Origin of the sequence: Salinigranum halophilum (genome assembly GCF_007004735.1) — an archaeon.
In the GTDB taxonomy this organism is placed as follows: Archaea; Halobacteriota; Halobacteria; order Halobacteriales; family Haloferacaceae; genus Salinigranum; species Salinigranum halophilum.
Genome location: NZ_SSNL01000003.1, coordinates 367,563 through 389,102, shown reverse-complemented (window position 1 = coordinate 389,102; position 21,540 = coordinate 367,563). Strand labels below are relative to the sequence as shown.

Here is a 21,540-nt window from a genome sequence, read left to right as displayed (position 1 = left end):
AGCCGATGGCGAAGCTCCTTCGCCAGCGGCTCTTCGGCACGGTGAACATGGCGCTCGGGCAGGACGCCGTGGCGGACAACGGCCTGTCGAGTGCCCCGGCCCTCGCTCTCGGGTACAGCACCGAGGCGGACGGCCAACACGCCACCGCAATCAACGCCCCGGCAGAGGCAGTTCCGCAAGGGTCCACCGCTATTGGCGGTTCTCTGGTTCGCGTCCCGAACAGCGTCGGTATCGGCACCTCGGCGTCTGCCTCGGACGTGCTGGGGACAGGCGGCGCACAGCAGGTCGCTGTCGGCTACGCCACCAAGTCGCGGGCGTATCGAGGCGTGGCCGTGGGACCGTCCGCAGAGGCCAACCAGACGGCCTCGACGGCACTCGGGTACGGGGCTGTCGTCGATACCGAGAACGTCGCACGAGTGGCCGGAGATGAGCTGATACACGGCGTCGTCGACGGCGGGACGGCCGAGACGCTGGAGAACAACGAAATGCGCGTCCGACTCGACGAGGCGGGATCGAACCTCGTCTTCGAGGTCAAGGACTCGACTGGAACGACCAAGACCGGCACGGTGAGCCTCGCATGACGACTTACTACATCGACCCACTGAACGGCGACGACGCAGCGGCTGGTACGTCCGAAGTTACCGCGCTCGCAACGACGGAACCGATAGAAGACCAGGGTCGCCTCGAAGCCAGTGCGGGAGACACGATCAAGCTCCGCGACACGGCCACGCTCACACCCTCGGAGAAAATCGACTTCTCGACAATCGAAGGGACCGAAGCGAATCCCATCACGTTCGAGAACTACGCCGGAGAGTCACCGGTCGTCGACTTCGGCGACCGCGAGGGGAACGGCGTCGATATGTTCGGATCCGCGTGGTGGGTGATTCGTGGAATCGAGTTCAAGAACATCGGCGACAACATGATTCGGTGCTCGACCAGCGGAAATCTCGTATCTCACGACAACCTGTACGAGGATTTGACCGTCCACCACTACGGGGGTGCGGGTAGCTCGACCGCTGGAAACGGTATCATCTTCTACGGCGACACGTACAACAACCGGTGTCGGAACGTCGTCTGTCACACGGGCCGGACGGCATCACACTCGGACGGCTTCTACGTCGGCGGAAACGCGACACAGGGCCGTGCTCGTAACATCGTGTTCGAGAACTGTGCGGCCTACAACAATGCCGACGACGGCTTCGACTTCTGGGCAGCAGATCCGACCGACCCGTGTACCCTCGTCAACTGTGTCGCCTACGACAACGGGACCGAAACCGGTACTGGCGCGACCGGAGACGGAAACGGCTTCAAGATGGGTGGCGGCGGAGCGTCCCGTAACGGTGGCGGACACCTCGTCTATCGCTGCGCCGCGTGGAGTAACGGACGCCGCGGCTTCGACAACAACGGGGCCAGCTACCCGATCAAGTACTACAACTGTACCGCGTGGAACAACGACCTCTATGGCTTCCACGTCTACGGGGACGTAACTTTCGCTGGGAAGGTCGCCTACCTCCGCAACTGCGTGAGCTACCAGAACGCCGATTCGCTTCTCCACCACGACGCGGTCAACAACGCGTGGAACCTCGGCATCTCGAACCCGCAGTTTGCCTCCCTCACCGATACGGACCCCGACTTCCTTCGGCCCACCCCCTCGGTGTCCCCTCTGATCAACTCGGGAGCGATCCTCTCCATCGGCATCGAGGAGTACGACGGGTCCGACCCCGATCTCGGCGCGTGGGAGGTTGCGGGCGATATCGGCCCCGGCTTCCCCCGAGTGCTCGACGGTGGTCCCGCACCCGGTGGCGACGGCTCGAACCCCGCAGAGGGCGACAAGACACCGCCGCCACCGCCGCCGAACGTCACGGCACCTACGACGAAGCCCGCAATCGGGAAGCTGAAGGCGTACAACGGCTCGTCGTTCGTGACGCCGAACGCGCCCGAGTTCTTCACCGGAGCGAAGTGGCAGACTTCGAGGCTCAAGAACTACGACGGCGCGGCGTTCAACAACGCCCTCGTCCTCAATCGGACCGTCGAGGATTTCGAGGCCCAGTCACTCGCCAACTACTCGGGTGAGACGGCGAGCTTCTCGTTCGACACCGGCATCACGCACGAGGGGGCCGCCTCTCTCAAGAGCGAGGCGAGCGCACTAGTGTTCCGCAGTGACGCGGACGGCGACGTTACCCTCGGTCGGGAGTACCGGCTGTGGGTCCGCTGTTTCGCTGGCAACGTCACGAAGCCGATGCTCATGGTCCAGCCCACCTCGACGGGCATTGCCGACGTGAGCGGCTACCAGTTGGAGTTCGACCAGGGCTTCTCCAAGAGCCTCAATATCAAGCGACTCGACGCCGGTGCCTCGACCACGCTCGTCGAAGGTGCCGACATCGGCGCTATCGCCGATACGTGGGTCGAACTGGTCATGCAGGTGAAAGCCGACGGCACGCTCAACCTCACGGCTTCTCACGAGGACGGGACGGAGATCGACAGCGTGACCGCGAACGACACGACGTACCAGTCCGGAAAGGTCGGCTTCGCTGGGAGTGGGGCTGGGTGCTGGTTCGACGACCTCCGAGAGACGTAGCCATGTTGCGCCGCCTTCGTCTCTGGTTACAGCGGTACGTCTCCGAGCCAACACCACGGTACGCGACAGACGGCGGTGTCGAGATCGAGCCGAGGACCAGTGCGCTCGCTATCATCCTCGCGCTGTCGACGGCGGTAGCAACGGTGTTCGGCGACTGGATGAAACAGCCGATGGAGATGCCTGTCGGTGTTCTCCTGGTGCTGTTCATCCTCATTATCGTCCCGACCGGTGACGTGCTGCGACTGGTGGCAGAATGGATTAACGCTGCTCGACCCCGTGAGGATGACGATAAGAAAGCTCCCCCTTGACACAGGGCGAAGGAAGTCATCCTCCTAGGACCACCATTCCTCCAAACCCAAATATCGCCAGTCCAATCGCAAAAAAGAGGAGTTTCTGGTCAAAGCTCACGTACTCGTGCTGATCAATATGAGCGTCTGCCAGTTGGCTATCTACGTCATACGACTGTCCTGAAATCGAGATGTCTCCCGTTCGTACGTTCCCAATCCCGAAGACGAACAGTAGAAGCATCAGTCCGACAATGAAGAGTGCTGCCACCGCTAATTCACTTCTAGTCACAAACCCAATGACAAGAACGGTGACGCCAGCGTAAACTAGGCCGTATCGAAAGCCTCCGGAACGAATCTTCTTCCAGTCCATAACCTCGAATATGTTTCTTCAGTGGCTAATACTTGTGCAGGCTTGTTCTCTGAATTTCTAGTTGAGATCGCATCTGTCCGATTGAATTCTGATAGAATCATCACAAAGCCTTAGTCAGTAGTACGATGTGAGATACTCGGGAAGCGGTTACGCACTCCCAACCCTGTACCACCATGACCGGCCAACCACCACACCGTGTTGACCTAACAAGTCAACCGTGAGTAAGCGAACGCTGATCGTGTACGCGAACGGTGAGCGGATAGTTTTGCGCGACGACCAGGTCGACGCATTTCTACGAGCAGGTGCGACGCGGTCGAGTCATGGAAACCAACCAGACCCACTGAGGGTTGCCAAACAAATCGACCATGACTGAACACCAGCACACGGTAGAACTGGAAGTAACCGGCGAACAGATCCCCTTACTCAAATCGCTCCTAAACCAGATCGAGCTAACCCCGAGTATCGGGAGAATCCGAATCGAAGTCGAATCCAACAATCCATTCCTGAAGGACCAACACGAAGCTACCGAGAGCGGCACGAGCACCGAGGATGGAACTACGACCGAGGGTCCTGAAAGCACAGAGACATCGCCCAGCGGCCCATCACAAGGTGAGAGACACACCACCGACCAGCTACTCTCTGCCGACGGTGGTGCATCCGCCACAGCCGCCCCATCTGAAGGCAATCTCGACGGCCCTACCAACGAACCACCTGTAACCAACCGACCTGAGAACACCGGGCAAGCAGCCCGCGACTACCTCGAATCAGATCTCATCGACAGAGTTGCTGAAGGTGAGACAGTCGGCCCCGACGAGTTCCGTGACATCATCTCCTCGCCGCTCAATCCGGATACGAACAAGTGGTACGTCTGCGGTCTTCTTCACCAAGTTCAAGGCGGCCTCACGCTCGGACAAATCACCTCCATGCTGGACGACACTGACTGGGAGGTCAGCTACAAATCAGTCTCGGCTACGCTCTCGAAAGCCACGAGTCATGGCTGGGTCTACCGCGACGAGAAAGAAGGGAGCAAGAACCTCTATCAGTTGACCCAACTCGGTCGAGATTACATGAACGCCAAGACCGCGCAGACGCCTGGATACGCAATGAAGGAAGCTACCGAAATCGTGCGCGGTGACGACGAATGAGAGACTCAATCAAACGATAAGCCGAGTCGCACTTCGACGGGTCGGGTGACTGCTCCCCGTACCCTCTCACTCCTAAATAGCCGCTTCTATGGTCCTAATATCTTGCTCGGACAGCCCGTACAGTTCGTAGACAATCTCGTCAATTAGGTCGTCTGTACGTTCGATCCTTGACTCCAGTTCGTCGGCACGCTCTCGTGTTTTTGTGTAACTCTCCAAGCCGTCCTGAACACTACTGATTTGCGGAAGTGTGAGCTTGCGAAGCCGGTCAATGAGCGAATTTGTTTTCGTTGCTGTTTCACGGAAGTTGGCGAACCCACCAGCTTCGTCGACGGCGACCGGGACGAACGCTTCAATTAACTCAGCCTCGGTAGCCGAGAGGTCGGTGATTCGTAATGCGGGGAGGAGCTCAGTTTCGGTGTATCCCCACTGGTCTGTGTCGACCGTGTCATCATCGGGCTTGTACCGCGCAGTGAGTTCGATTTCAACGGTTGATTTTGATTCACGATGTACTTCAGCCCGACCGATCCGAAGATTTGGTTTCTCTTTAGTTGTTTCTTGGAGAACCGACTCCGCAGCGTTCGGTGGGGGCTGGGTGAATCCTACATCAACCAGAGTCGGTCCCTCGTCATATGTTCCAAGATAGTCAAGCAGTGAGAGATTGAGTTCAATATGTTTGGTATTCATATCCATCATTTCCCGACCAAGATCTGCGAGAAGGTCGTGATAGATTCGATCTGAATGTAATCCGTGAACCGCCTCCATCGCCGTATCGAGTTCCGATTCGTCACGAACCCCAGCCATCACCACATCAAGTCTTGTCTCATACTCCTCTTCATCCACCTCCGAGTTTATGTCCTCGATTGCTGGAATCGGTAGTTCGTTAATATGACCCGGCACGACGCTCAGATCATCAGACAAATTGACACCGTAGAACCACTCCATCAACGTCGAATTTACCACCGCGAGCGGGTAGTACATGTCCTGATACGACTTCGACTCCTCCGTGACCTCGGGAATCCCTGAGCGAGAAACATTCGCAACATGTCGAATGTTCACACAGGGGATGAGTGTGGAGAAGCAGTAGTATCCACTCTCGTCGGCCACAGCCATCAATCCCCTTCCACTAATTTTTCGAAAGACGATCTTGTCACTTTCAAACAATTCCTCAAACATCGGGTTGTACAACTCTGGCTTTTCATAGATGATGTACTCTTGAGGAGATCGTAGTTGGTATCGCTCAATGATATCCTTCCCACGAATCATCGGCTTTGCTCTAGGATCCGAAGATTCCTCGACGACGAATCGCTCCGTTTTTTCTTTCGTTCCGGTTCTGAGTCCCCAGTTTGTATAAAAAATAGAATCAAACCGAATCGACTGGTCTCGGATACTCTCGGTGAGTTTGAAATCCTCTACAGAGCGGCCGAGACGGAACGAATTGTCTTCATCACCGACAATCGCTTCAAGACTCAGTTGGGTTGTTTCGATAGTGTCAATGCCGTCTAGGTTGCGAATCTCCACCGAATCTCTGGCTGCACTGCTGCGTCGCAACACGGGGATGAGGTTGGAGACAGTCACTCCATCGAATACCTCTCGCTCTCGAAGGTCCAAAATCGACAGAATCTCTGTCTCTTCCAAAATCAAATTCCGCAGAGGCTCTCCATACGGGGTGCTAGTGAATTTGTCCGGGATGATATACGAGAATGTGCCACCATCTTGGGCTAACTCAATCCCTAGTTGGGTGAATACGACATACAAATCAAATTTCATGTGAGCGGTTTCGTAAACCTCTCTAAGATATTCGACGTAGTCCTCGGGGAGTGTGTCTCCATAGATACGTACGTAAGGGGGGTTTCCAATGACTGCATCAAATCCGGCGTCTTCACGTCTCTTACCCTCGCTCCCGAAGAACACCTCCGGGTACTCAAGCTCCCAATGGAAGAAATCCTCCTCACCAGCCGTTGCCTGCGCCGAGGCGAACCAGTCCCGTTCACGAATTTCGGCCCACTCATCACCGTCCTCAATCGCGCCAGCCATTTCCTCGTACACACCCTCAGGCACGTCCAACCCAAACCGCTCCGCCGTGTGAACGTTCGCTAACTCGAAGAGCCGCCCATACAACGGGTCGTCACGGATCTCGTCGTACAGCTCCTCCATCGACTTGATGTCTTCCAGTCGCTCGTTATCGATGGCGAGGAGATCCTGCATCAGTTCCATCACGTGTTCGAGAGTCCGACGACGAACTCGCGCAGCAGCCTGCATGAGAGTGAGTTGTCCACCCTCCTCGTCGGCATCGTCAGAGAGGACCTCCGTGATGTCCGAACCAACGAGCGAGTTACCGGCCTTGAGGTGGTGGTCGAGGAACGCGAGCGGTTTGTCGGCCGCAAGCGTCTCCAGCCACATCGAGAGCTTCGCCAGTTCGACGGCCATTCCGTTCACGTCGACGCCGTAGATGCACTCTTTGGCGATCTGTCGCCGCAGGTCCTGCTCGTCGTAGCTCTGGATCTCCTGTTCGCGGACGACCTCCATCACCCGCTCGGTCAGATAGCCGGTCGCCTTCGTGAGGAAGTGGCCCGAGCCCATCGCAGGATCGAGTACCGTGAGGTCCAGCACGGACTGCCAGAATCGAGCGAAGTACTCGCGGTCACTCGGCTCCAGGCCATCCGCCTGTAGCTCTTCCTTGATATCGGCCAGCAGGGGGTCGATTGTCTCCTCGACGATGTACGCCACCACGTAGTCGGGTGTGTAGTACGCACCCGTGGCCTTCCGCTCGCCATCGTCGTTGACGACGTACAACTCTCCTCGCTCGACTGTCTCGACAGCCTCGGCGACACTCACCTCTGTCGCGGGCTTCCACACCTGTCTACCGTCCTCGGCGACAGCGGCGTACTGTTCGGGTGCGATTCGGAACTCGTGTTCGAGGAGTCCCTCATAGATCGTCCCCAGGTGCCGAGTGTCGAGGTCGGCGTAGTCCGCAAGCACGAACCCATCACCGTCGTCCGCTCGCGTCGTTCCGAGTCGGTACACCACCTCGGCGATGTACCGGTCGGACACCTCGTTCCGTTCGAGGAACGAGTGTGAGTCGCCGTCGAACAGGCCGCCGTTGTATGGGGGAACTCCCAGCGACTCTTCGCCCGAGTCGACGAGTCGGAAGAGGTCCTGCAGTCGCCCCCACATCGAGGTGGAGTACTCGCTGTACTCCTCGAACGACCCTCCCGAACTGATGTTGTCGTGAATCTCGTACCGAAGTTCGTCGAGGCTGAAATTCTCCTCGAACTCTCGCTGTTTGGCCGGTTCGTCGGGGCTGATGAGATTGCGAGATTCGCCGTACAACACGAACATCAGCCGGTAGAGGAGGACGAGCGACTGCTCTTTCAGTTCCTCACGGGCTTCGGCGTCGTCGGGGTCGATAGAGAGATCGTTGGTTTCGATGAACCCCTCACCGAGCACCCGAAGGGCAGTGAAGACGTTGTCCTGAAGGTCCTCCCCGAGTTCCTGTGCGGCCGTCTCGGATTCGTTCCAGACGGTTTCGAGGAAGGAAGTGCCAGAGACTTCACGGAAGGCTTCGGGCCGGAAGAAGAGGTAGAAATATTTGAATTTCTCAACGTCCCCCGACATGAGCAGTTCGGGGAGGTCGACCTCGTAGTACGTCTCGGTCGCGTAGTCTTTCGTCCCGTACAGTCGCCACTTCTTTCCGTCCGTCAGTATCCCCCACTGGAGTCGCTCCGGGGTGTGCTCAAGATAGTATTTGATCTGGTGGGATGCGTCACGGTACGACCGCGTCTCGGCGAATCGTTTAGTGAAATCAGCACCCCACTGCTTCGCTTCGAGTACCGCAGAGGCAAGCCCGTACATCGCCTCGACTTCCCCGTCACGCTTTCGGAGACTCGCATCGCGGCGAACCTCGTCGGACTCGAAGAGCAGACGGTCATTGTAGCCACCCTTCTCGGGTAAAGTCGTTTCCGCCAGGGTACCGAAACCGAGAACGTCGAGGACCTCATCGATCCACGAACTGAGCAACTCGTCTTCCTTGTACGACTCTACGAGTTCGAATTCCAGTTCCCAGATTCGTTGGAGTTCCTCGAACGCCACTTCTGCCTCTTCGTCGCAGTCCCAGGTGTCGAGATCGTCAACTCGTTCTTCGAGGTAATAGCCGGAGAAAAGATTCGAATTGTTGTAGGGCGTCGGCCCGAGCGTCGCCTGACTCATCTGTTATCGTATTCCTATTTGCCGTCTTCAAGAAGTTGTGGGTCATTATGATAAATGAGATAAATGAGTCGAAGATCCGCTCTTTCTTGCAATTTCTAATTAGCAGATCGATAGAATAGAGTGAAGCAGAACTAAAAATAGAGAAAGTCCTGTTAGTCTCAGACACTGATTCAACTTCTTGTACTTCTCGTCGTTCTTGGTCCGGTTTCCTTTGAAAAATAACTCTGGGTCATCTGTCTCCTCATTTCCTACGATAGATGTGAGGTAAGACTTGACTAGTTCACGCCGAATCTGTTCTGGTGGATTATCGATGTACTGTAAGTAATCGTCTTCATCTTTCCCTGGGGTATGGTAATCTCTCAGTCTGAGGGCTAAAATTCCATTAATTACAGAGAAGATAGCAACACCCATCGCTCCCAAAAGCAGGAGTGTGAGATTTGAAAATATACCGATAATTGAAACGATGATTGCGTCAACTGTTAGGACCGTTCCAATCTTGGCCTCCACTGCCGTCCTCCGGTCGGACTCCTCTTGATACCGAAGTCGTATCTCATCAAGTGCCAGTTGGGAAAGGTCTACGTCGGCATTAGGATCGTTCTGTTCGTTATTCCCATCGGGGCCTGTCATCAGAATTTCTTACCACACTCATCGCAAATAGATGGTTCCTCAATATTTACTGTCATGTGTGTCTCCGTGTCGGACTTACATCTCGGGCAAAGTGGCATGTGTATTAGAACCGTTTCCCGCACTCATCGCAAGTTCGCACCTTGTCACTGTCAACGGTGGTATGAATCTCAACGCCTCCCTTACATTCTGGGCAAAGTGGCATGGTTAGAATTTGTTTCCACATTCATCACAGATTTTGGTTTCTCTCTTTTCTCCATCTGCGAGGGCCTCAGTGGTCATCATTGCTCCCTCTTTGCACTGCGGACACAGAGGCATGGAATTAAAACTCCCGTCCACATTCGTCGCAGACTTTCCCAGTCTTCGATTTCTTAAGCGTGCTCATCGCTGCATCGTTCTTACATCGAGGACAAATAGGCATGTACAACCCAAAGTAACTATTTCCCCACAATAAGTGTTTTCGAGACCACATAGCAGCCGGTCCAGTAAGTCCACAGAAATGGTCCAGTAAAGCCGCTTTGTTGATAACAAGACGTCCCAATCATTGTTCCCTGTGCAGTAACGTTCGTTCTCGCACAGGGTGTGCGAGTTGTGTTTTCTTTATATAGGCTATCCCCCTGCGCGAATACGGACGATGACTCCACCCTGTACCACCCGCACTAACCATGCGGACTCCGAGCGAGACAGTCCGACGTACTACGTCGTTGACGAGGCGACGAGCACCGTCGTTCACACGACGACCGACATAGCCGAGGCGTTCATCGAGGCCGCCGAGATGGGACCAGCCCACTCTGTCGCCCGGCGTATCACTCGACACGAAGCGCCGGAGGGCGTCTGATGGAAGTCGAGTGCGAGCGCGAGGAGTGCGGACGGGCTGCGCTGTACCAACTCGCCGATGGCGATCTCTGTGGCCCCCACGCCGTCGAGGCCGACGTCGCTACTGTCCAGTTCCTCGCCGACAGCCTGGGTCGAATCCCCGAACCCATCGACGGTTCCTCGCGTGACCGCCACGCGCACGAGTGCAACACCTGTGGGACCGAACTCGTCCGTGAGCGTCAAAGCGAACTCGTCGCCGCGCTGCTTGACCACTTCTACGAGGAGCACACCGATCATGAGTGAGGCGTGCATCGCGTGTTACGTCCGGGTGTCGACTGCCGACCAGTCTCTCGACCGCCAGTTGACCAGCACCAGCGAGTACGCGCAGAACGAACTGGGGGCCGACCTCTCGGAGATCACCACGTACCGCGACAAGAGTACCGGCACGAACACCAAGCGCGACGGCTACCGCCGACTGATGGAAGCTGTCGAGGCCGACGAGGTGGTCGCCGTCGTCTGCCACGAGATCAGCCGCATGGCCCGCTCGCAACAGGACCTGCTCTCGACAGTCGAGCGCGTCACCGCTCACGACACGTCGATACACTTCGTCCGCGACGGCCTCTCGTTCGGCGACGAGAAAGACAGCCCGATGAGTCGACTCCAGATGCAAATGCTGGGTGCGTTCGCCGAGTGGGAAGCACGAGTCAAGCAGATGAACACGAAGGAGGGCATCGCCGCCCGCCGAGCAGCCAACGACGACTACGCCCACGGTCCCGCACCACTCGGCTTCGAGAAGGACGACGGGATTCTCGTCGAAGGTGACGACTATCTCAACGTGGTGGCTGTTCTCGAAGCGGTCGAATCCGGTGAGCTGTCGAAACGAAAGGCGGCAGCCCGACTAAACACGTCGAGACGGTCGATAAACCGGGCACTCGAACGCGAGGGACTCTACAAAGTGTAGGTTCCTCCTTTTAACGGGGATTCTTATACGATGCCATAAGACAAACAGTTGCTGACGGCTTGCACGCCCGAAGCAAGGGGCCGGAAGGCCCCAACCCTGTACCAGAGGGTTTGCCAAGTCGAGGGTACCATCCTCGGCTGGCCAACGCGTTACTCGCCGTTTCACGCGTTGCATGCGTTTCTTATCAGGGTGCTACATTAAGTCTTGGTCCATACAGCTCATAATCGGTATCGAGACGCCCATTTGGGGAAATTGAGACCCAAAATGTGGCATATTTCGACACCCAGAATTCTAGGAAATATCCCCTAACATACAAGTGTCATGCCATGCTGGAACCGTATGCGACAATAACCCTGTACCACCGCCTAACCAGCGGACGTCGGACGACTCCGACAGAGGTTGCCATGTCGCGGATATACCAATGCCGAATCCAACAGTCTATCTGACTGACAAAGAACAGGACTGGCTCGATCAACTCGACGAAACACGGAGCGGTGCGATACGGAGAGCAATCGATATCTACCGCCATTCTCACCTCGTGTGGTTTGCGTGCGAGAGCGACTGTGGCGACTATTTCAAGGCATCTCCGTATGGTGGGCGTGAGACTTTGACATGCCCGTACTGCGAGGGGGAGGCAACGGTAGCATATGAGTAGCTCTTGGATCGACGCCTTCGACACAGACGCCGAGAGACTCCGTTACGACGTTCCCGAGGAACCGTCGGCGTCGTACCAGCGTGTCGAGAACAACGGTGTCGTCATCCGACCTATCGGGGAGTACCACTATACGGTGGCGATTACCGACTGCTCCGTTGATGAGCGACACGAACACGTCGTCGAGTACTTCGTCGACGATTGGCAAGGCGAGTTAGCGCGGTTTGGTCGATGCTCGTGCAAAGGCTGGCAGTTCCACGACGACGAGTGTGCCCATCTGTGGGGAATCAGGATGGCCGAGCGCCACGGTACGGTTACGGTTCACCACGCCGCTGACGGTCTCGACGCTGCGCCGGTCTGTCCGGTGTGTGGGGCGACGCACCCACCGGAGGCGAAGCCATGAGGGACACCTTCTTACGACGGCCTGGTCAACGCCGAGACGTATGTCGAACCCGCCAATGCTTTGCTTTGGTCGGCTGGGTACAGGAACGGGTCGGCATACACCTTTGTTCGGTCAATCGTTCGTTTGGTTGTGTCCCCCAGTGTAGTCGAAATCACAGACACCCCCACCCACCCTCGGAGGAGGGGAGGGGGTGTGTAGACACTATACCTTTCAGTCGAAACGCACCCTTCGAGCCCCGACGCCGCACCGTGATTTTCTTCCGATTCGGAAAATCGCAAGACTGCGCGGAGGCGGTTCCAGTTGGGATGAAGGTTAATCGCAAGACTGCGAGAGGATTTCGACCCCTTGCTTTCAGCTGTAACACAACTCGGAGGTTTGTGTGACGTTTTCGCTGGAAGATGAGCGGCCTGTCTTATCTGCGCGAGTATCCCCGTCGCTCAAAGAGGCAGTCGAGGCACAGCCGGGTAGTCAGTCGGAGTTTATTCGGGAAGCAATTCGGGCACATCTCCCGAGTGACGACGACTACGAGGTCGAACTTCCCAACGACGATGAACTGGCACAGGCGTACCGTGCTATCAGGCGGGCGGCCCCAGAGAGCGGATGGATGGATAGCCGTGTGCTAGTGGGGAAGCTTTCTCAGCAATTTTCGATGGACAAGCGTTCCGTCCGTCGCTACCTCCTCGCGCCGCTCTGTAGGCGCGGATATCTCCGGATGCAGTCGGATACGACTGGGCGGTTCGTCTCCTACAAGGTGATTCACCAGTGAGCCACCAGCGAACCACCCGAAAAGAGGTCAACGAGGACACGCCGCGCCTCGTCACCAAAGACGGTACCACGCTCACGTTCTACCGCCTGTGGGTGTGTAAGAACGGGTGGGTGGCCGCCATCGTCGACGAAGACAGCGAGGAATTGAGACGGTACCCGCCGCACCAAGTGAAATACGTCGAGGAGACCTATGGCGATTCGTGACATCGGCCATCGACAAGCAAGCACGGGTCGATACCTCGTCACGGTGGAGTGCCCTCTCTGTGGGGCGAAGCGGGGCGAGGACTACCACTACTTCGCGTGGCACCTGTACGGTCACACCGCTGTCGACGCTGGACTGGGTGGTAACAGATGAAAGATGACGTAAAGCGCAAGGTCAAAATCAATCGTCGAGAGCTCCAAGCACTCGCAGAATCCGACCTACCAGCGGCTCCGGTGGCCAAGGCGATCCTCAAGCTCGACGTATAAGACCGAACTTCCCATATTTTAACAGATGGGGAATCCTCCGTTCCCAGGGAGAGAACTGCGAGACTCACTCACGCGACGGGAATGAGAAGTGCTCGATAATATGTTCCGTCGAAATCTGTTCCAAGAGCGCAGCAACCTCTTCGTCATCTGCTGATATAGGTCCATAGCCGCCGCTTTTGAGAATATCGTATTGAGGCTTACATTCAGAACAGAGCGGAGTACGAGGCGTGCCCACAGGTATCCAGTCTCGTGTTTCACGGAGATGTTCCTCCCAGTTGACTGGAAGACCCTCCTCGAACGTGGCACGGTTGTCAGTACAGACAGCACAGGTCTTTGGATTCGAATCAGTCACCGGCAATGAACACCAGTTTGCTTGTTCATTACCCGTAGCGTAAAGTTTGTCCACTCATTTTGCAAAATGAGATCTCGCTAAGCAAGAGACCAGGTGAAAAAGTGCGCCGGCCGGGAATCGAACCCGGACCGCGGGCTTGGGAAGCCCGAGTCCTACCATTGGACCACCGGCGCATGTTGCCGCGGGTAATCTGCCTACATGTCGCGTATGTTGGGAAGCCAATGTCCTACCACTGGACCAACGGCGCTCACACCACGTGTGCACCTCTCCATATCGGACCACCGTACTTGAAAATAGCGCTTCAGACGGACACGGGGCCGGCGGGACAGAACCGAACGTTCGTCCACCGTGTGTGGAAAGGACGTGGCTATTAGTCACCCGCACCGTTATCGGCGGACGATGAGTCAGGACACGTCGGTTCTCCACGACAGCGCACCGCTCGACCTGCGACTCTCCGACGCGGAACTCGAAGCGACACGCGACCACATCGTCTCGTTCATCCGGGGCGTCGTCGAGGACGCCGGGGCCGACGGGGCCGTCATCGGCCTCTCGGGCGGCATCGACTCGACGGCGACGGCCGCCATCGCCGTCGAGGCGCTCGGGGCCGACGCGGTGCACGGCCTCGTGATGCCGAGCGAGGTGAACACGGACGAGAACATGAGCGACGCCGAGCGCGTCGCCGAGATGCTGGGAGTCGAGTACGACGTCGTCGATATCAACCCCATCGCCGACGCCGTCTTCGAGGCGTACCCCGACGCGACCGAAGACCGGATGGCAACCGGCAACGTCCGGGTTCGCCTCCGCGGGGTGTTGAACTACTTCGTCGCCAACCACGAGGAGAAGCTCGTCCTGGGAACCGGAAACAGAAGCGAGGCGCTGACGGGGTACTTCACGAAGTACGGCGACCAGGCAGTCGACTGCAACCCCATCGGGAACCTCTACAAACAGCAGGTTCGCCAACTCGCTGCGGCGCTCGGAATGCCGAGCGACCTCGTGATGAAGACGCCGTCGGCCGAGATGTGGCTCGGGCAGACCGACGAGGAGGAGATGGGTCTCGGCTACGACACGCTCGACGCCATCCTCGCGCTCCACGTCGACGGGCCGCTGTCGAAGGCGGCGACGGTCCGCGAACTCGACGTCGAACCGACGCAGGTCGACCGCGTCGTCGACCTCTACGAACGGAGCGCGCACAAGCGGCAGATGCCCCCCGCTCCCGAACCGCGTTTTTGAACGGCGGTCACGCCTCCTCGACGACGGTTCGGACGCTGCCACCCTGCGTCCCGGCGTTCTGGGTCCCTGACGGACCCCGAGGGACGTCCGTCGCGGGGTCGACCGGTTCCGCCGTTCACCGTGACAGAGACCGCGTACGGCGGGTCGGCGTCCCGAGAGGTCGGCCCCTCGGAGTGGAAGGCGTTCGCCTGCGGCTACTACCAGTCCTGCGAGAGTTCGACGCCGTCACCGAGGACGACCAGCCCCATCGTCCCGCGGGTGTGGACCGCCCCGAGGCCCGTGGGAGGCGATGTGGCCGCGACACCGTCCCCTGCTGGCGACCCGCCGAGCAGTGCGGGCAGTCGTGCAGACCGAGTCAGTCGGCGCAGCGGCTAACGGCGGCTCGGCGTGTCACTCCGCTCGCGACGCGGCGATGTCGTCGGCGTGTGCGCGGTGGAGCCTCGCGAACGCCGCGGCCTCGGCTCGCTCCTGTGTCGACCGGTCCTCCCGGGCACGGACCCGACGCTTGACGACGGCGAGTGCGTCGTGTGCCCCATCGGCGAGGTCGGTCGCGACGACGCGAGGGTCGGCGACGACGCGGGAGACGAGTCCCATTCGGAGGGCTTCGTCGGCGTCGACAACGCGTCCGGAGAGCGAGAAGTCGAGGGCTGCCCCCTCTCCGACGATGCGAGGGAGTCGGACGGTCCCACCCCACGCACCGAACAGGCCGAAGCGGACGCCGGGTTCGCCGAGAGTGGCCTCGGGGGTCGCCACTCGGAGGTCACAGGCGAGTGCGAGTTCGACGCCTCCGCCGCGGGCCGGCCCGTCGATACCGGCGACGACGACCGAATCGCTCTCCTCAAGGACGCGCGCGACGCGCTGACCCTGGCGGGCGAACGCTTCGGGGTCGTCGAGTGCAGCGACGGCGTCGAAGTCCGCCCCCGCACAGAAACTCGAGCCGGCGCCGTGGAGGTAGACGACCGGTTCGTCGGCGTCGACGACAGCCGACTCGAGCGCGTCGAGGTCGGGAGGGCGAAGCGCGTTCCGACGGGCGGGGCGGTCGAGCGTGACGATTCGGACGTCGTCTTCGGTCGTCGTTCGAATCATGTCCTCCGGTGTCGCCCACTTTCCAAAGGTCTTTGGCTCTGCCGTCGCTAGTTCGCCACGATGGACGATGCCGCGCGGGCCCGCGATGCCGCGCGTGAGGCACTGGCCGATATCGAACCGCCACGTCTCCGCGACGCACTCTACGACAGACTGGACGACGCGTCGATGGCTCCGGCCGTGTTCTCGCTGCTCTGCGCCCGGGCGCTCGGCCGACGGGTCGGAGTCGACGTCGAGACTGACGCCCTCTCGGAACGGGTCGCTGGAGTGCAACTCATCTACGAGGGCCTTCGCCTGACGCGCACGCTCGCGCACGACGAACCGTGGAAGACCGCCGACGAGGAGGGAGACATCGACGCCGACCTCGACATGCTCGCCGCATCCGTCCTGGTCTCGCGCGGCTTCTACCTGCTCGCCCGCACCGACGCCGCCGACCACGCCGTCGAGACGGTCCGGGTGTTCGGCCGGAACCAGACGCGCCGGCGACAGGCCGGCGCCGACACCGCAGCGCTCGACCGCACGCTCGAGGAGTCGGTGTTCGTCCTCGCGTGCATCGCCGGCGCGACAGCCGTCGACGCCGAGGCCTCGCCCGCGCTCGTCGACCACGCGGAGGGGCTCGCGCGACGGGTCGACGGCGACGGCCGACTCCCCCCGGCGGCGGCCGTGCTCGACGAGACCACCGTCGACAGACTCGCCGCACTCGTGGCGCCGGAGGACGGGTGCGACCGCGTCCCGTCGTCGGCGACCGACCCGTAGAGTGCGACACCGAGACACGGCGCCGACGTATCGAAACGCCTAAAGACGAATCCGGCTTACGCGGTAATGCGCCTGGGTAGCTTAGCGGTAAAGCGCGTCCTTGGTAAGGACGAGAGCCCGGGTTCAAATCCCGGCCTAGGCTCTTCTCGCGAACTCACTCACCGAGCGGCAGTCACGTCCGAGCGCGCTGAATCGGAGCTTCCGACTCTGTTAGTCTCGACGTCCTCCCGTTCGGTCGGCGCGTCGAACAGCGTTCGCCGGCCGTCACGTCGGCCGCTGGTCGGGGACACCCGGACTACAGTGCCCGTCGACGAACCGTACGAGAGCGGAGAGTGAGGTCCGTTCTGTGATCTGCCCGGAGACCGGGGAACGGGGAGCGACGTTCGACCTGACTGAGACGTACTCGGTCAGGTCCACGCGGCTGCGCACACCTCGGAGGGTTCGAATCCAGCCATCCCCGGCAACAGATGCTCACGGGTACGCAGAGACGGGGCTCTGCGCACGCTGGTTCGCGTCAGAATGCGGTGGGACTGGGATTTGAACCCAGGAGGCCGTAGGGCCACCTGCTTTCAAGGCAGGCGCGTTAGTCCACTCCGCCATCCCACCCTGTGCCCGAGCCTTGTCGAGGGAGTATCTAATGGCTGTCGGTTCGCCCGCTCACTGCAACCCGAACGTCAGCGTTCCACCCATCGCGAGCAGCGTGACCCCGACGAGGACGGCGGCGACGGCGACACCGGGACCGAGCGACGAGAGCCCACGGCCACCGAACGCGAGGGCCGCGACCACGAGCCCCATCGCGATAGCCACGAGCCCGGCGACGGCGAGGAGAGCCCCGAGGGCGACGCCGACACCGGCCGCCGGCCCCCCGGTCACTCGGGTGCCTCGTCGTCCCCGTCGGCGTCGAGGTGGGCGAGAATCGTCTCCGCGAGCGTCACGGCGTCGTCGACGTGGGCCGCGGCCGCGTCGTTGTCGGGGTCACCCGCGCTCGTCAGCAGTCGGTGGACGTGGCCGACGCGCTCGCGGACCACTGCGTCGTCCAGCCCGCCACGGGCGAGGTCCTCGGCGACCGCCTGTGCCTCCCCGAGCCAGGTGCTCGCCGACGGTGCCACGGGGAGTTCTTCCGTCGCTCGGAGTGTCGACGCGAGGTCGGCGACGAGGTCGTCGAGCGGTCGCTCGACGTCACTCAGGTCGCGCGACGAATCGGTGCGTCGTCCGGTCATGGTTCACGCTACGCTCACTGCACACAGGAAGCTGTCGGTGGGGTGGATTCGGTCGGTGAGAAGCGGCACGTCAGTCGGTCGACTGCGGCGTCGACGTGCGACACTGTCGGGGTGACTGTTCGTACCAGACCCCGATACCGCCCTGTTCGTTCACGCGGGCTTCGACGCCGTAACAGTCGCCCTCGCGCCCCGCGAGGTCGAACACCTTCCACTGTCGCTGGTCGTCGACGCGGACGCGGACGACGAACTCGGCCTGTTCGTCGGCCCACGTCTGCTCGATGGGTTGTGTCGTGATGTCGCCGGCACGGGCCGCGAGTTCGTGTGACGACCAGTGGACGAGGTCGCCGTCCCGTTCGACGAGAACGTGGACCGTGTGCGCTTGGCCGTGCCAGTTCGCCACTCGGACGTACGCGAGACGCGAGGTCGACGACCCGGCGGCAGTCGAACAGCCCGCGAGCGCGGCGACGCCCGCAGTCCCCAGCCCCGCGAGCAAGCGGCGACGGCTCACTCGCTCGTGCATACGCTCACCTCAGAGTGCGCCGAGATAAGTCTACGTCAGACAAATTCAGGCTCGTTGTGACTTCCGAACGCCCCGGAGGACACACGACGAGAACGGGCCGGACACCAGCAGCACGCGGGCGAGCGGAGGCGAGCCGGTGCTCACGCGACCGTGTACCCCTCGGCCGTCAGTGCCGTCTCGACGGCCGCGGTGAGTGCGTCGCGGAGGTCGTCGTCGAGTCGCCCGACGGAGACGTCCTCCTCCCACAGGGTCACCGGCTCGGGGTTCCCGGCTTCGGTGTAGCGATACCGCACGCCGTACGTCTCACCGTTGTTGCCGTACGCGACCACCGTCACGTAGGGGCTCCCGCGGTAGACCACGTCGGTATCGGCGTCGGGGTCGTAGGTCTCCCAGCTCCCGACGGGGTGGACGACGACCCGCTCGAAGCCCGAGAGGTTCGTCGCGTAGTTACCGACGACGAGCCCCTGCTCGACTCGTGCCCGGTCGAACTCGCGACGCTCGCCGGTCTTCACGTGCTCGCCGACGAGCAGTTCGGGTGTGACCACCGTGACGGTCCACTCGTCGATGCGTGGCGAAGAGACGTCGGCGTCGGCGTCTTTCAGCCGGTCGCCGACGTGGATTCCGAAGTAGACGGGATGGGTCGGCCGCCACTCGACGGAGACGCGGTCGGGATACCGGGTGACGAGCGCCTCGTGACCCTGAATCGTCCGGCGTTCGACGCTGAACTCGTCGTCTTCGACCGGTCGGCGGCGGTCGTCTCCGGGCGTATCGCTCGTCGCTGGTACCATGCGAGAGACAGGCACGCCGATAGCTTAACGCTTCGCGCACGGACGCCTGACAGTCTCACGGGCGTGAGTTCACCGGTCCATGTGGTGGCTTTCGACGTGCGCACGGAGCAGATCGGTCGCGTCGGCGTCGAACCACAGTCGACGGCGCCACCACGGCCCCCGGCCGGAGTCGTTCGAGAGGTCGGTCACGAGTTCGTTCGCGTCCGTGCCGCCGGTGGGTTCCGACAGCGGAACCGCGCGGTCGTAGAGCGTCGAGTCGTCGTCGCCCGCGACGAGCACCTTCGCGTCGAAGGGGTCGCGACGGACGTGGGCGTTGGTCGCAAAGCGCTCGCGCGCTTCGGGACCGAGCGACTCGTACGCCTCGCCCGTCACCACCCGGTCGACCCGGAACTCGCCGATGAGGTACGCCCCCCAGTCCGGGACTACCCAGTCGGCCGCCGTCTCACCGTCACCGTGGCGGTCGAGCGTCGCGTAGAAGTAGAGGACGTCACCGGGTTCGAGTCGCGACAGCGGCCCGGCTTTCACGCCGTGTTCGTCGCCGTAGGTGTACGACGAGCAGAACGGATACTCGGCGAAGGCGGGGTCGAGATGCACCGGGAGGTCGTGGAACCGCTCCGGAATCTCGAACGAGAGGTGTGCGTCGAGGTCGGCGTACGTCGGGACCGCCTCGCTCGTCGGCTGGCGCTCGGGAATCGGGAGGTACTCGAAGCGACCGTCGGGGTAGATGGGTCCACGGACGCCCGGGAGGTTGCTATTCGCGCCGACGTTGAGCGCGATGGCGCGGGGGCCGCGACTGTCACGCACGCTCACAGCTCGCGCGCGCAGTTCCAACAGCGGGAGAAGGTCGTGTCCGTCTCGTTCACGGCACCGCAGTGTCGGCAGGGTCGCCCGTCGGTCGGTGCCGCCTCGGACGTGGGCCGGGTCTCGGACGCGCGGCGGACACCGGCGGACTCCTGTGGCCAGGCGTCGATTCCCCGCGGGGACGGGGTGTCGCGACCGGCGGTACCGTCGCCGTGACTCGAGGGGGGCGACGAGCCCGAATCGCCCGCCGGGCCGGACGACCCCTCCACCCACGGGGAGGAGGAATCGCGCTCCCCCTCACGGTCGCCGAACGGCGTCCCCACGCGCCGCGTCAGCGACCCGCCACTGTTGAGCAGGTAGCGGTAGACGAGTAGCTGGAGGAGCGTCAGCCCGACCGCGTAGACGGCAATCCATCCCCAGACGTCCATCAGTGTGGTATACGGTATCAAGCCATTTGATTCTTCGGACGACTGGGCAGTGAGATGGCGGAGGGAACGCGACGCGGCCGCTCGTTCGCCCGGCCGACGACACCGAGCGCGCGGTGACCGGGCCGGACCTACCGGCGACGAGCGGAGGGCTCTCACTGCGAGTTGGTCCGCGACGACGACGTCGACGTCGATGGCGGCGTGAAGTCACGTCCGAACTCGTCGAAGACCTCGAGGTCCGCGGGGAGTTCGTACTCGATTCGGCGCTCTTCCTTCCGGTTCTCGCCGCCCGCCTCCAGCGGTTCGGCGACGTCCTCCCAGCCCGGTTTGACCTTCACGCTCTTGGCCGGCGAGCCGACGGCGATGTGGTGGTCCGGGACGTCGCCGCGGACGATCGCCTTGGCACCGACGACGCTGTTCTTGCCGACGCGAGAGCCGGCAGTGACCATCGCATCGTAGGTGACCCGCGCGTCGTCGTCGACGATGGTGTGATAGTTCTCGACGGCCGTCTGGTCGACGATGTCGTGGTCGTGGCTGTAGAGGTGGGCGCTGTCGGAGAGGGAGACACGGTCGCCGATGGTCAGCTTCCCGCGGTCGTCGAGGTGGACGTCGTCGTGGATGACGGTGTTGTCACCGACCGTGATGTTGTGCCCGTAGGTGAAGGAGATGCCCTTGAAGAAGCGGCAGTTGTCGCCGACGCGCTCGAAGAGGTGTTCGGCGAGCATCTGCCGGAACCGGAGCGCGAACTCGACGTTGTCGGCCATCGGGGTGGCGTCGAACTGGCGCCAGAGCCACTGGAGGTACTTGGACTTCTTGAACGCCGTCTCGTCCTTCTCGGCGTAGTACTCCGACTCGATGGTCGCGTTACACGGGTCGTACCCCTGGAGTCGGACCCGAGTCGCCGCCGACACCGGCTTGCCCGACTGCCACCGCTCGTACGCCTCGCGGTCACCGAAGAGGTCGACGAGGACGTCCTGAACCACGCCGCAGACGTCCTCGTCGGACGAGAGTCGCTGGTCGACTTCGGTGATGAAAGCGTCGACTCCCTCTTCGGCTTCGGGGGGGAGAGACACGTGGCGCTTTGTCATTG

Annotated in this window: 23 protein-coding genes and 3 tRNA genes; 13 read left to right on the top strand and 13 right to left on the bottom strand. The window is 60.9% G+C overall.

Annotation, left to right across the window (positions count from 1 at the left end; translation table 11 throughout):
- Nucleotides 1-5 precede the first annotated feature (5 nt).
- Genes E6N53_RS06540 through E6N53_RS06530 form a run of 3 tightly spaced genes read left to right on the top strand, consistent with a single transcriptional unit; the run spans nucleotide 6 to nucleotide 2,886 of the window.
- Entirely contained in the window at nucleotides 6-581 is a 576-nt protein-coding gene (locus E6N53_RS06540; RefSeq protein WP_142857861.1) for a hypothetical protein, read from the top strand.
- Nucleotides 578-2,578, top strand: a complete 2,001-nt coding sequence (locus E6N53_RS20655) for a right-handed parallel beta-helix repeat-containing protein (RefSeq protein ID WP_161596517.1) — start codon at nucleotides 578-580, stop codon at nucleotides 2,576-2,578. Before E6N53_RS06540 ends, E6N53_RS20655 begins: the two co-directional genes overlap by 4 nt.
- A gap of 2 nt (nucleotides 2,579-2,580) precedes the next feature.
- A complete protein-coding gene (locus E6N53_RS06530; RefSeq protein WP_142857859.1) occupies nucleotides 2,581-2,886 on the top strand; it encodes a hypothetical protein in 306 nt (101 codons plus the stop codon).
- A gap of 16 nt (nucleotides 2,887-2,902) precedes the next feature.
- Here E6N53_RS06530 and E6N53_RS06525 read toward each other — a convergent pair whose 3' ends face one another.
- Nucleotides 2,903-3,235 carry a DUF8070 family membrane protein gene (locus tag E6N53_RS06525; RefSeq protein WP_142857857.1) on the bottom strand — a complete coding sequence of 111 codons (333 nt, stop codon included), beginning with the start codon at nucleotides 3,233-3,235 and terminating at the stop codon, nucleotides 2,903-2,905.
- Between the two features lie 365 nt (nucleotides 3,236-3,600).
- On the opposite strand from E6N53_RS06525, the gene E6N53_RS06520 reads away from it, so the two are divergent.
- Nucleotides 3,601-4,380 (top strand): RodZ family helix-turn-helix domain-containing protein, encoded by a 780-nt coding sequence (locus E6N53_RS06520; protein WP_142857855.1) that lies wholly within the window; start codon nucleotides 3,601-3,603, stop codon nucleotides 4,378-4,380.
- 72 nt (nucleotides 4,381-4,452) lie between these two features.
- Here the strand turns inward: E6N53_RS06520 and E6N53_RS06515 are convergent, their stop codons facing one another.
- Both E6N53_RS06515 and E6N53_RS06510 read right to left on the bottom strand, forming a co-directional pair.
- Entirely contained in the window at nucleotides 4,453-8,586 is a 4,134-nt protein-coding gene (locus tag E6N53_RS06515) for an Eco57I restriction-modification methylase domain-containing protein (RefSeq protein ID WP_142857853.1), read from the bottom strand.
- A gap of 99 nt (nucleotides 8,587-8,685) precedes the next feature.
- Entirely contained in the window at nucleotides 8,686-9,213 is a 528-nt protein-coding gene (locus E6N53_RS06510) for a hypothetical protein (protein ID WP_142857852.1), read from the bottom strand.
- A gap of 631 nt (nucleotides 9,214-9,844) precedes the next feature.
- Between E6N53_RS06510 and E6N53_RS06505 the strand changes: the two genes are divergently transcribed.
- The 6 genes from E6N53_RS06505 to E6N53_RS20650 all read left to right on the top strand — a co-directional run bounded on the left by E6N53_RS06505 (nucleotide 9,845) and on the right by E6N53_RS20650 (nucleotide 13,162).
- Complete coding sequence (locus E6N53_RS06505; RefSeq protein WP_142857850.1) at nucleotides 9,845-10,048, top strand: hypothetical protein; 204 nt, start codon at nucleotides 9,845-9,847, stop codon at nucleotides 10,046-10,048.
- Complete coding sequence (locus E6N53_RS06500) at nucleotides 10,048-10,329, top strand: hypothetical protein (protein WP_142857848.1); 282 nt, start codon at nucleotides 10,048-10,050, stop codon at nucleotides 10,327-10,329. The genes E6N53_RS06505 and E6N53_RS06500 overlap by 1 nt, the downstream gene beginning before the upstream one ends.
- Entirely contained in the window at nucleotides 10,322-10,987 is a 666-nt protein-coding gene (locus tag E6N53_RS06495; RefSeq protein WP_142857846.1) for a recombinase family protein, read from the top strand. The genes E6N53_RS06500 and E6N53_RS06495 overlap by 8 nt, the downstream gene beginning before the upstream one ends.
- Nucleotides 10,988-11,634: 647 nt before the next feature.
- A complete protein-coding gene (locus E6N53_RS06490; protein WP_142857844.1) occupies nucleotides 11,635-12,042 on the top strand; it encodes a hypothetical protein in 408 nt (135 codons plus the stop codon).
- 762 nt (nucleotides 12,043-12,804) lie between these two features.
- The gene (locus E6N53_RS06485; RefSeq protein WP_142857841.1) at nucleotides 12,805-13,011 is read left to right on the top strand and encodes a hypothetical protein; all 207 of its coding nucleotides are present in this window, start codon (nucleotides 12,805-12,807) and stop codon (nucleotides 13,009-13,011) included.
- Nucleotides 12,998-13,162 carry a hypothetical protein gene (locus tag E6N53_RS20650; protein ID WP_161596516.1) on the top strand — a complete coding sequence of 55 codons (165 nt, stop codon included), beginning with the start codon at nucleotides 12,998-13,000 and terminating at the stop codon, nucleotides 13,160-13,162. The genes E6N53_RS06485 and E6N53_RS20650 overlap by 14 nt, the downstream gene beginning before the upstream one ends.
- A gap of 567 nt (nucleotides 13,163-13,729) precedes the next feature.
- Here the strand turns inward: E6N53_RS20650 and E6N53_RS06480 are convergent.
- Nucleotides 13,730-13,800 (bottom strand) — tRNA-Gly (locus tag E6N53_RS06480).
- Between the two features lie 226 nt (nucleotides 13,801-14,026).
- On the opposite strand from E6N53_RS06480, the gene E6N53_RS06475 reads away from it, so the two are divergent.
- Nucleotides 14,027-14,857 carry an NAD+ synthase gene (locus tag E6N53_RS06475; protein WP_142857839.1) on the top strand — a complete coding sequence of 277 codons (831 nt, stop codon included), beginning with the start codon at nucleotides 14,027-14,029 and terminating at the stop codon, nucleotides 14,855-14,857.
- A gap of 390 nt (nucleotides 14,858-15,247) precedes the next feature.
- Here the strand turns inward: E6N53_RS06475 and E6N53_RS06470 are convergent, their stop codons facing one another.
- The gene (locus tag E6N53_RS06470; protein WP_142857837.1) at nucleotides 15,248-15,943 is read right to left on the bottom strand and encodes an enoyl-CoA hydratase/isomerase family protein; all 696 of its coding nucleotides are present in this window, start codon (nucleotides 15,941-15,943) and stop codon (nucleotides 15,248-15,250) included.
- Nucleotides 15,944-16,003: 60 nt separating this feature from the next.
- On the opposite strand from E6N53_RS06470, the gene E6N53_RS06465 reads away from it, so the two are divergent.
- A complete protein-coding gene (locus E6N53_RS06465) occupies nucleotides 16,004-16,696 on the top strand; it encodes a DUF7114 family protein (protein ID WP_142857835.1) in 693 nt (230 codons plus the stop codon).
- Between the two features lie 70 nt (nucleotides 16,697-16,766).
- Nucleotides 16,767-16,838, top strand: a tRNA-Thr gene (locus E6N53_RS06460).
- A gap of 380 nt (nucleotides 16,839-17,218) precedes the next feature.
- Here E6N53_RS06460 and E6N53_RS06455 read toward each other — a convergent pair.
- The 8 genes from E6N53_RS06455 to E6N53_RS06420 form a co-directional block, all read right to left on the bottom strand.
- Nucleotides 17,219-17,302, bottom strand: a tRNA-Ser gene (locus E6N53_RS06455).
- Between the two features lie 51 nt (nucleotides 17,303-17,353).
- Nucleotides 17,354-17,569 carry a hypothetical protein gene (locus tag E6N53_RS06450; RefSeq protein WP_142857833.1) on the bottom strand — a complete coding sequence of 72 codons (216 nt, stop codon included), beginning with the start codon at nucleotides 17,567-17,569 and terminating at the stop codon, nucleotides 17,354-17,356.
- The gene (locus E6N53_RS06445) at nucleotides 17,566-17,916 is read right to left on the bottom strand and encodes a DUF8152 family protein (RefSeq protein WP_201741088.1); all 351 of its coding nucleotides are present in this window, start codon (nucleotides 17,914-17,916) and stop codon (nucleotides 17,566-17,568) included. Before E6N53_RS06445 ends, E6N53_RS06450 begins: the two co-directional genes overlap by 4 nt.
- A gap of 70 nt (nucleotides 17,917-17,986) precedes the next feature.
- Nucleotides 17,987-18,436: a hypothetical protein gene (locus E6N53_RS06440; RefSeq protein ID WP_136589608.1), complete on the bottom strand. Its 450-nt coding sequence runs from the start codon at nucleotides 18,434-18,436 to the stop codon at nucleotides 17,987-17,989.
- A gap of 140 nt (nucleotides 18,437-18,576) precedes the next feature.
- Nucleotides 18,577-19,224, bottom strand: a complete 648-nt coding sequence (locus E6N53_RS06435; protein WP_142857831.1) for a hypothetical protein — start codon at nucleotides 19,222-19,224, stop codon at nucleotides 18,577-18,579.
- Nucleotides 19,225-19,293: 69 nt separating this feature from the next.
- Complete coding sequence (locus E6N53_RS06430; protein ID WP_142857829.1) at nucleotides 19,294-20,028, bottom strand: Nmad3 family putative nucleotide modification protein; 735 nt, start codon at nucleotides 20,026-20,028, stop codon at nucleotides 19,294-19,296.
- 2 nt (nucleotides 20,029-20,030) lie between these two features.
- On the bottom strand, nucleotides 20,031-20,453 hold the full coding sequence (locus E6N53_RS06425) for a DUF7577 domain-containing protein (RefSeq protein WP_136589611.1): 423 nt from the start codon (nucleotides 20,451-20,453) through the stop codon (nucleotides 20,031-20,033).
- Nucleotides 20,454-20,605: 152 nt separating this feature from the next.
- Nucleotides 20,606-21,538 (bottom strand): acyltransferase, encoded by a 933-nt coding sequence (locus E6N53_RS06420; RefSeq protein WP_136589612.1) that lies wholly within the window; start codon nucleotides 21,536-21,538, stop codon nucleotides 20,606-20,608.
- Nucleotides 21,539-21,540 lie beyond the last annotated feature (2 nt).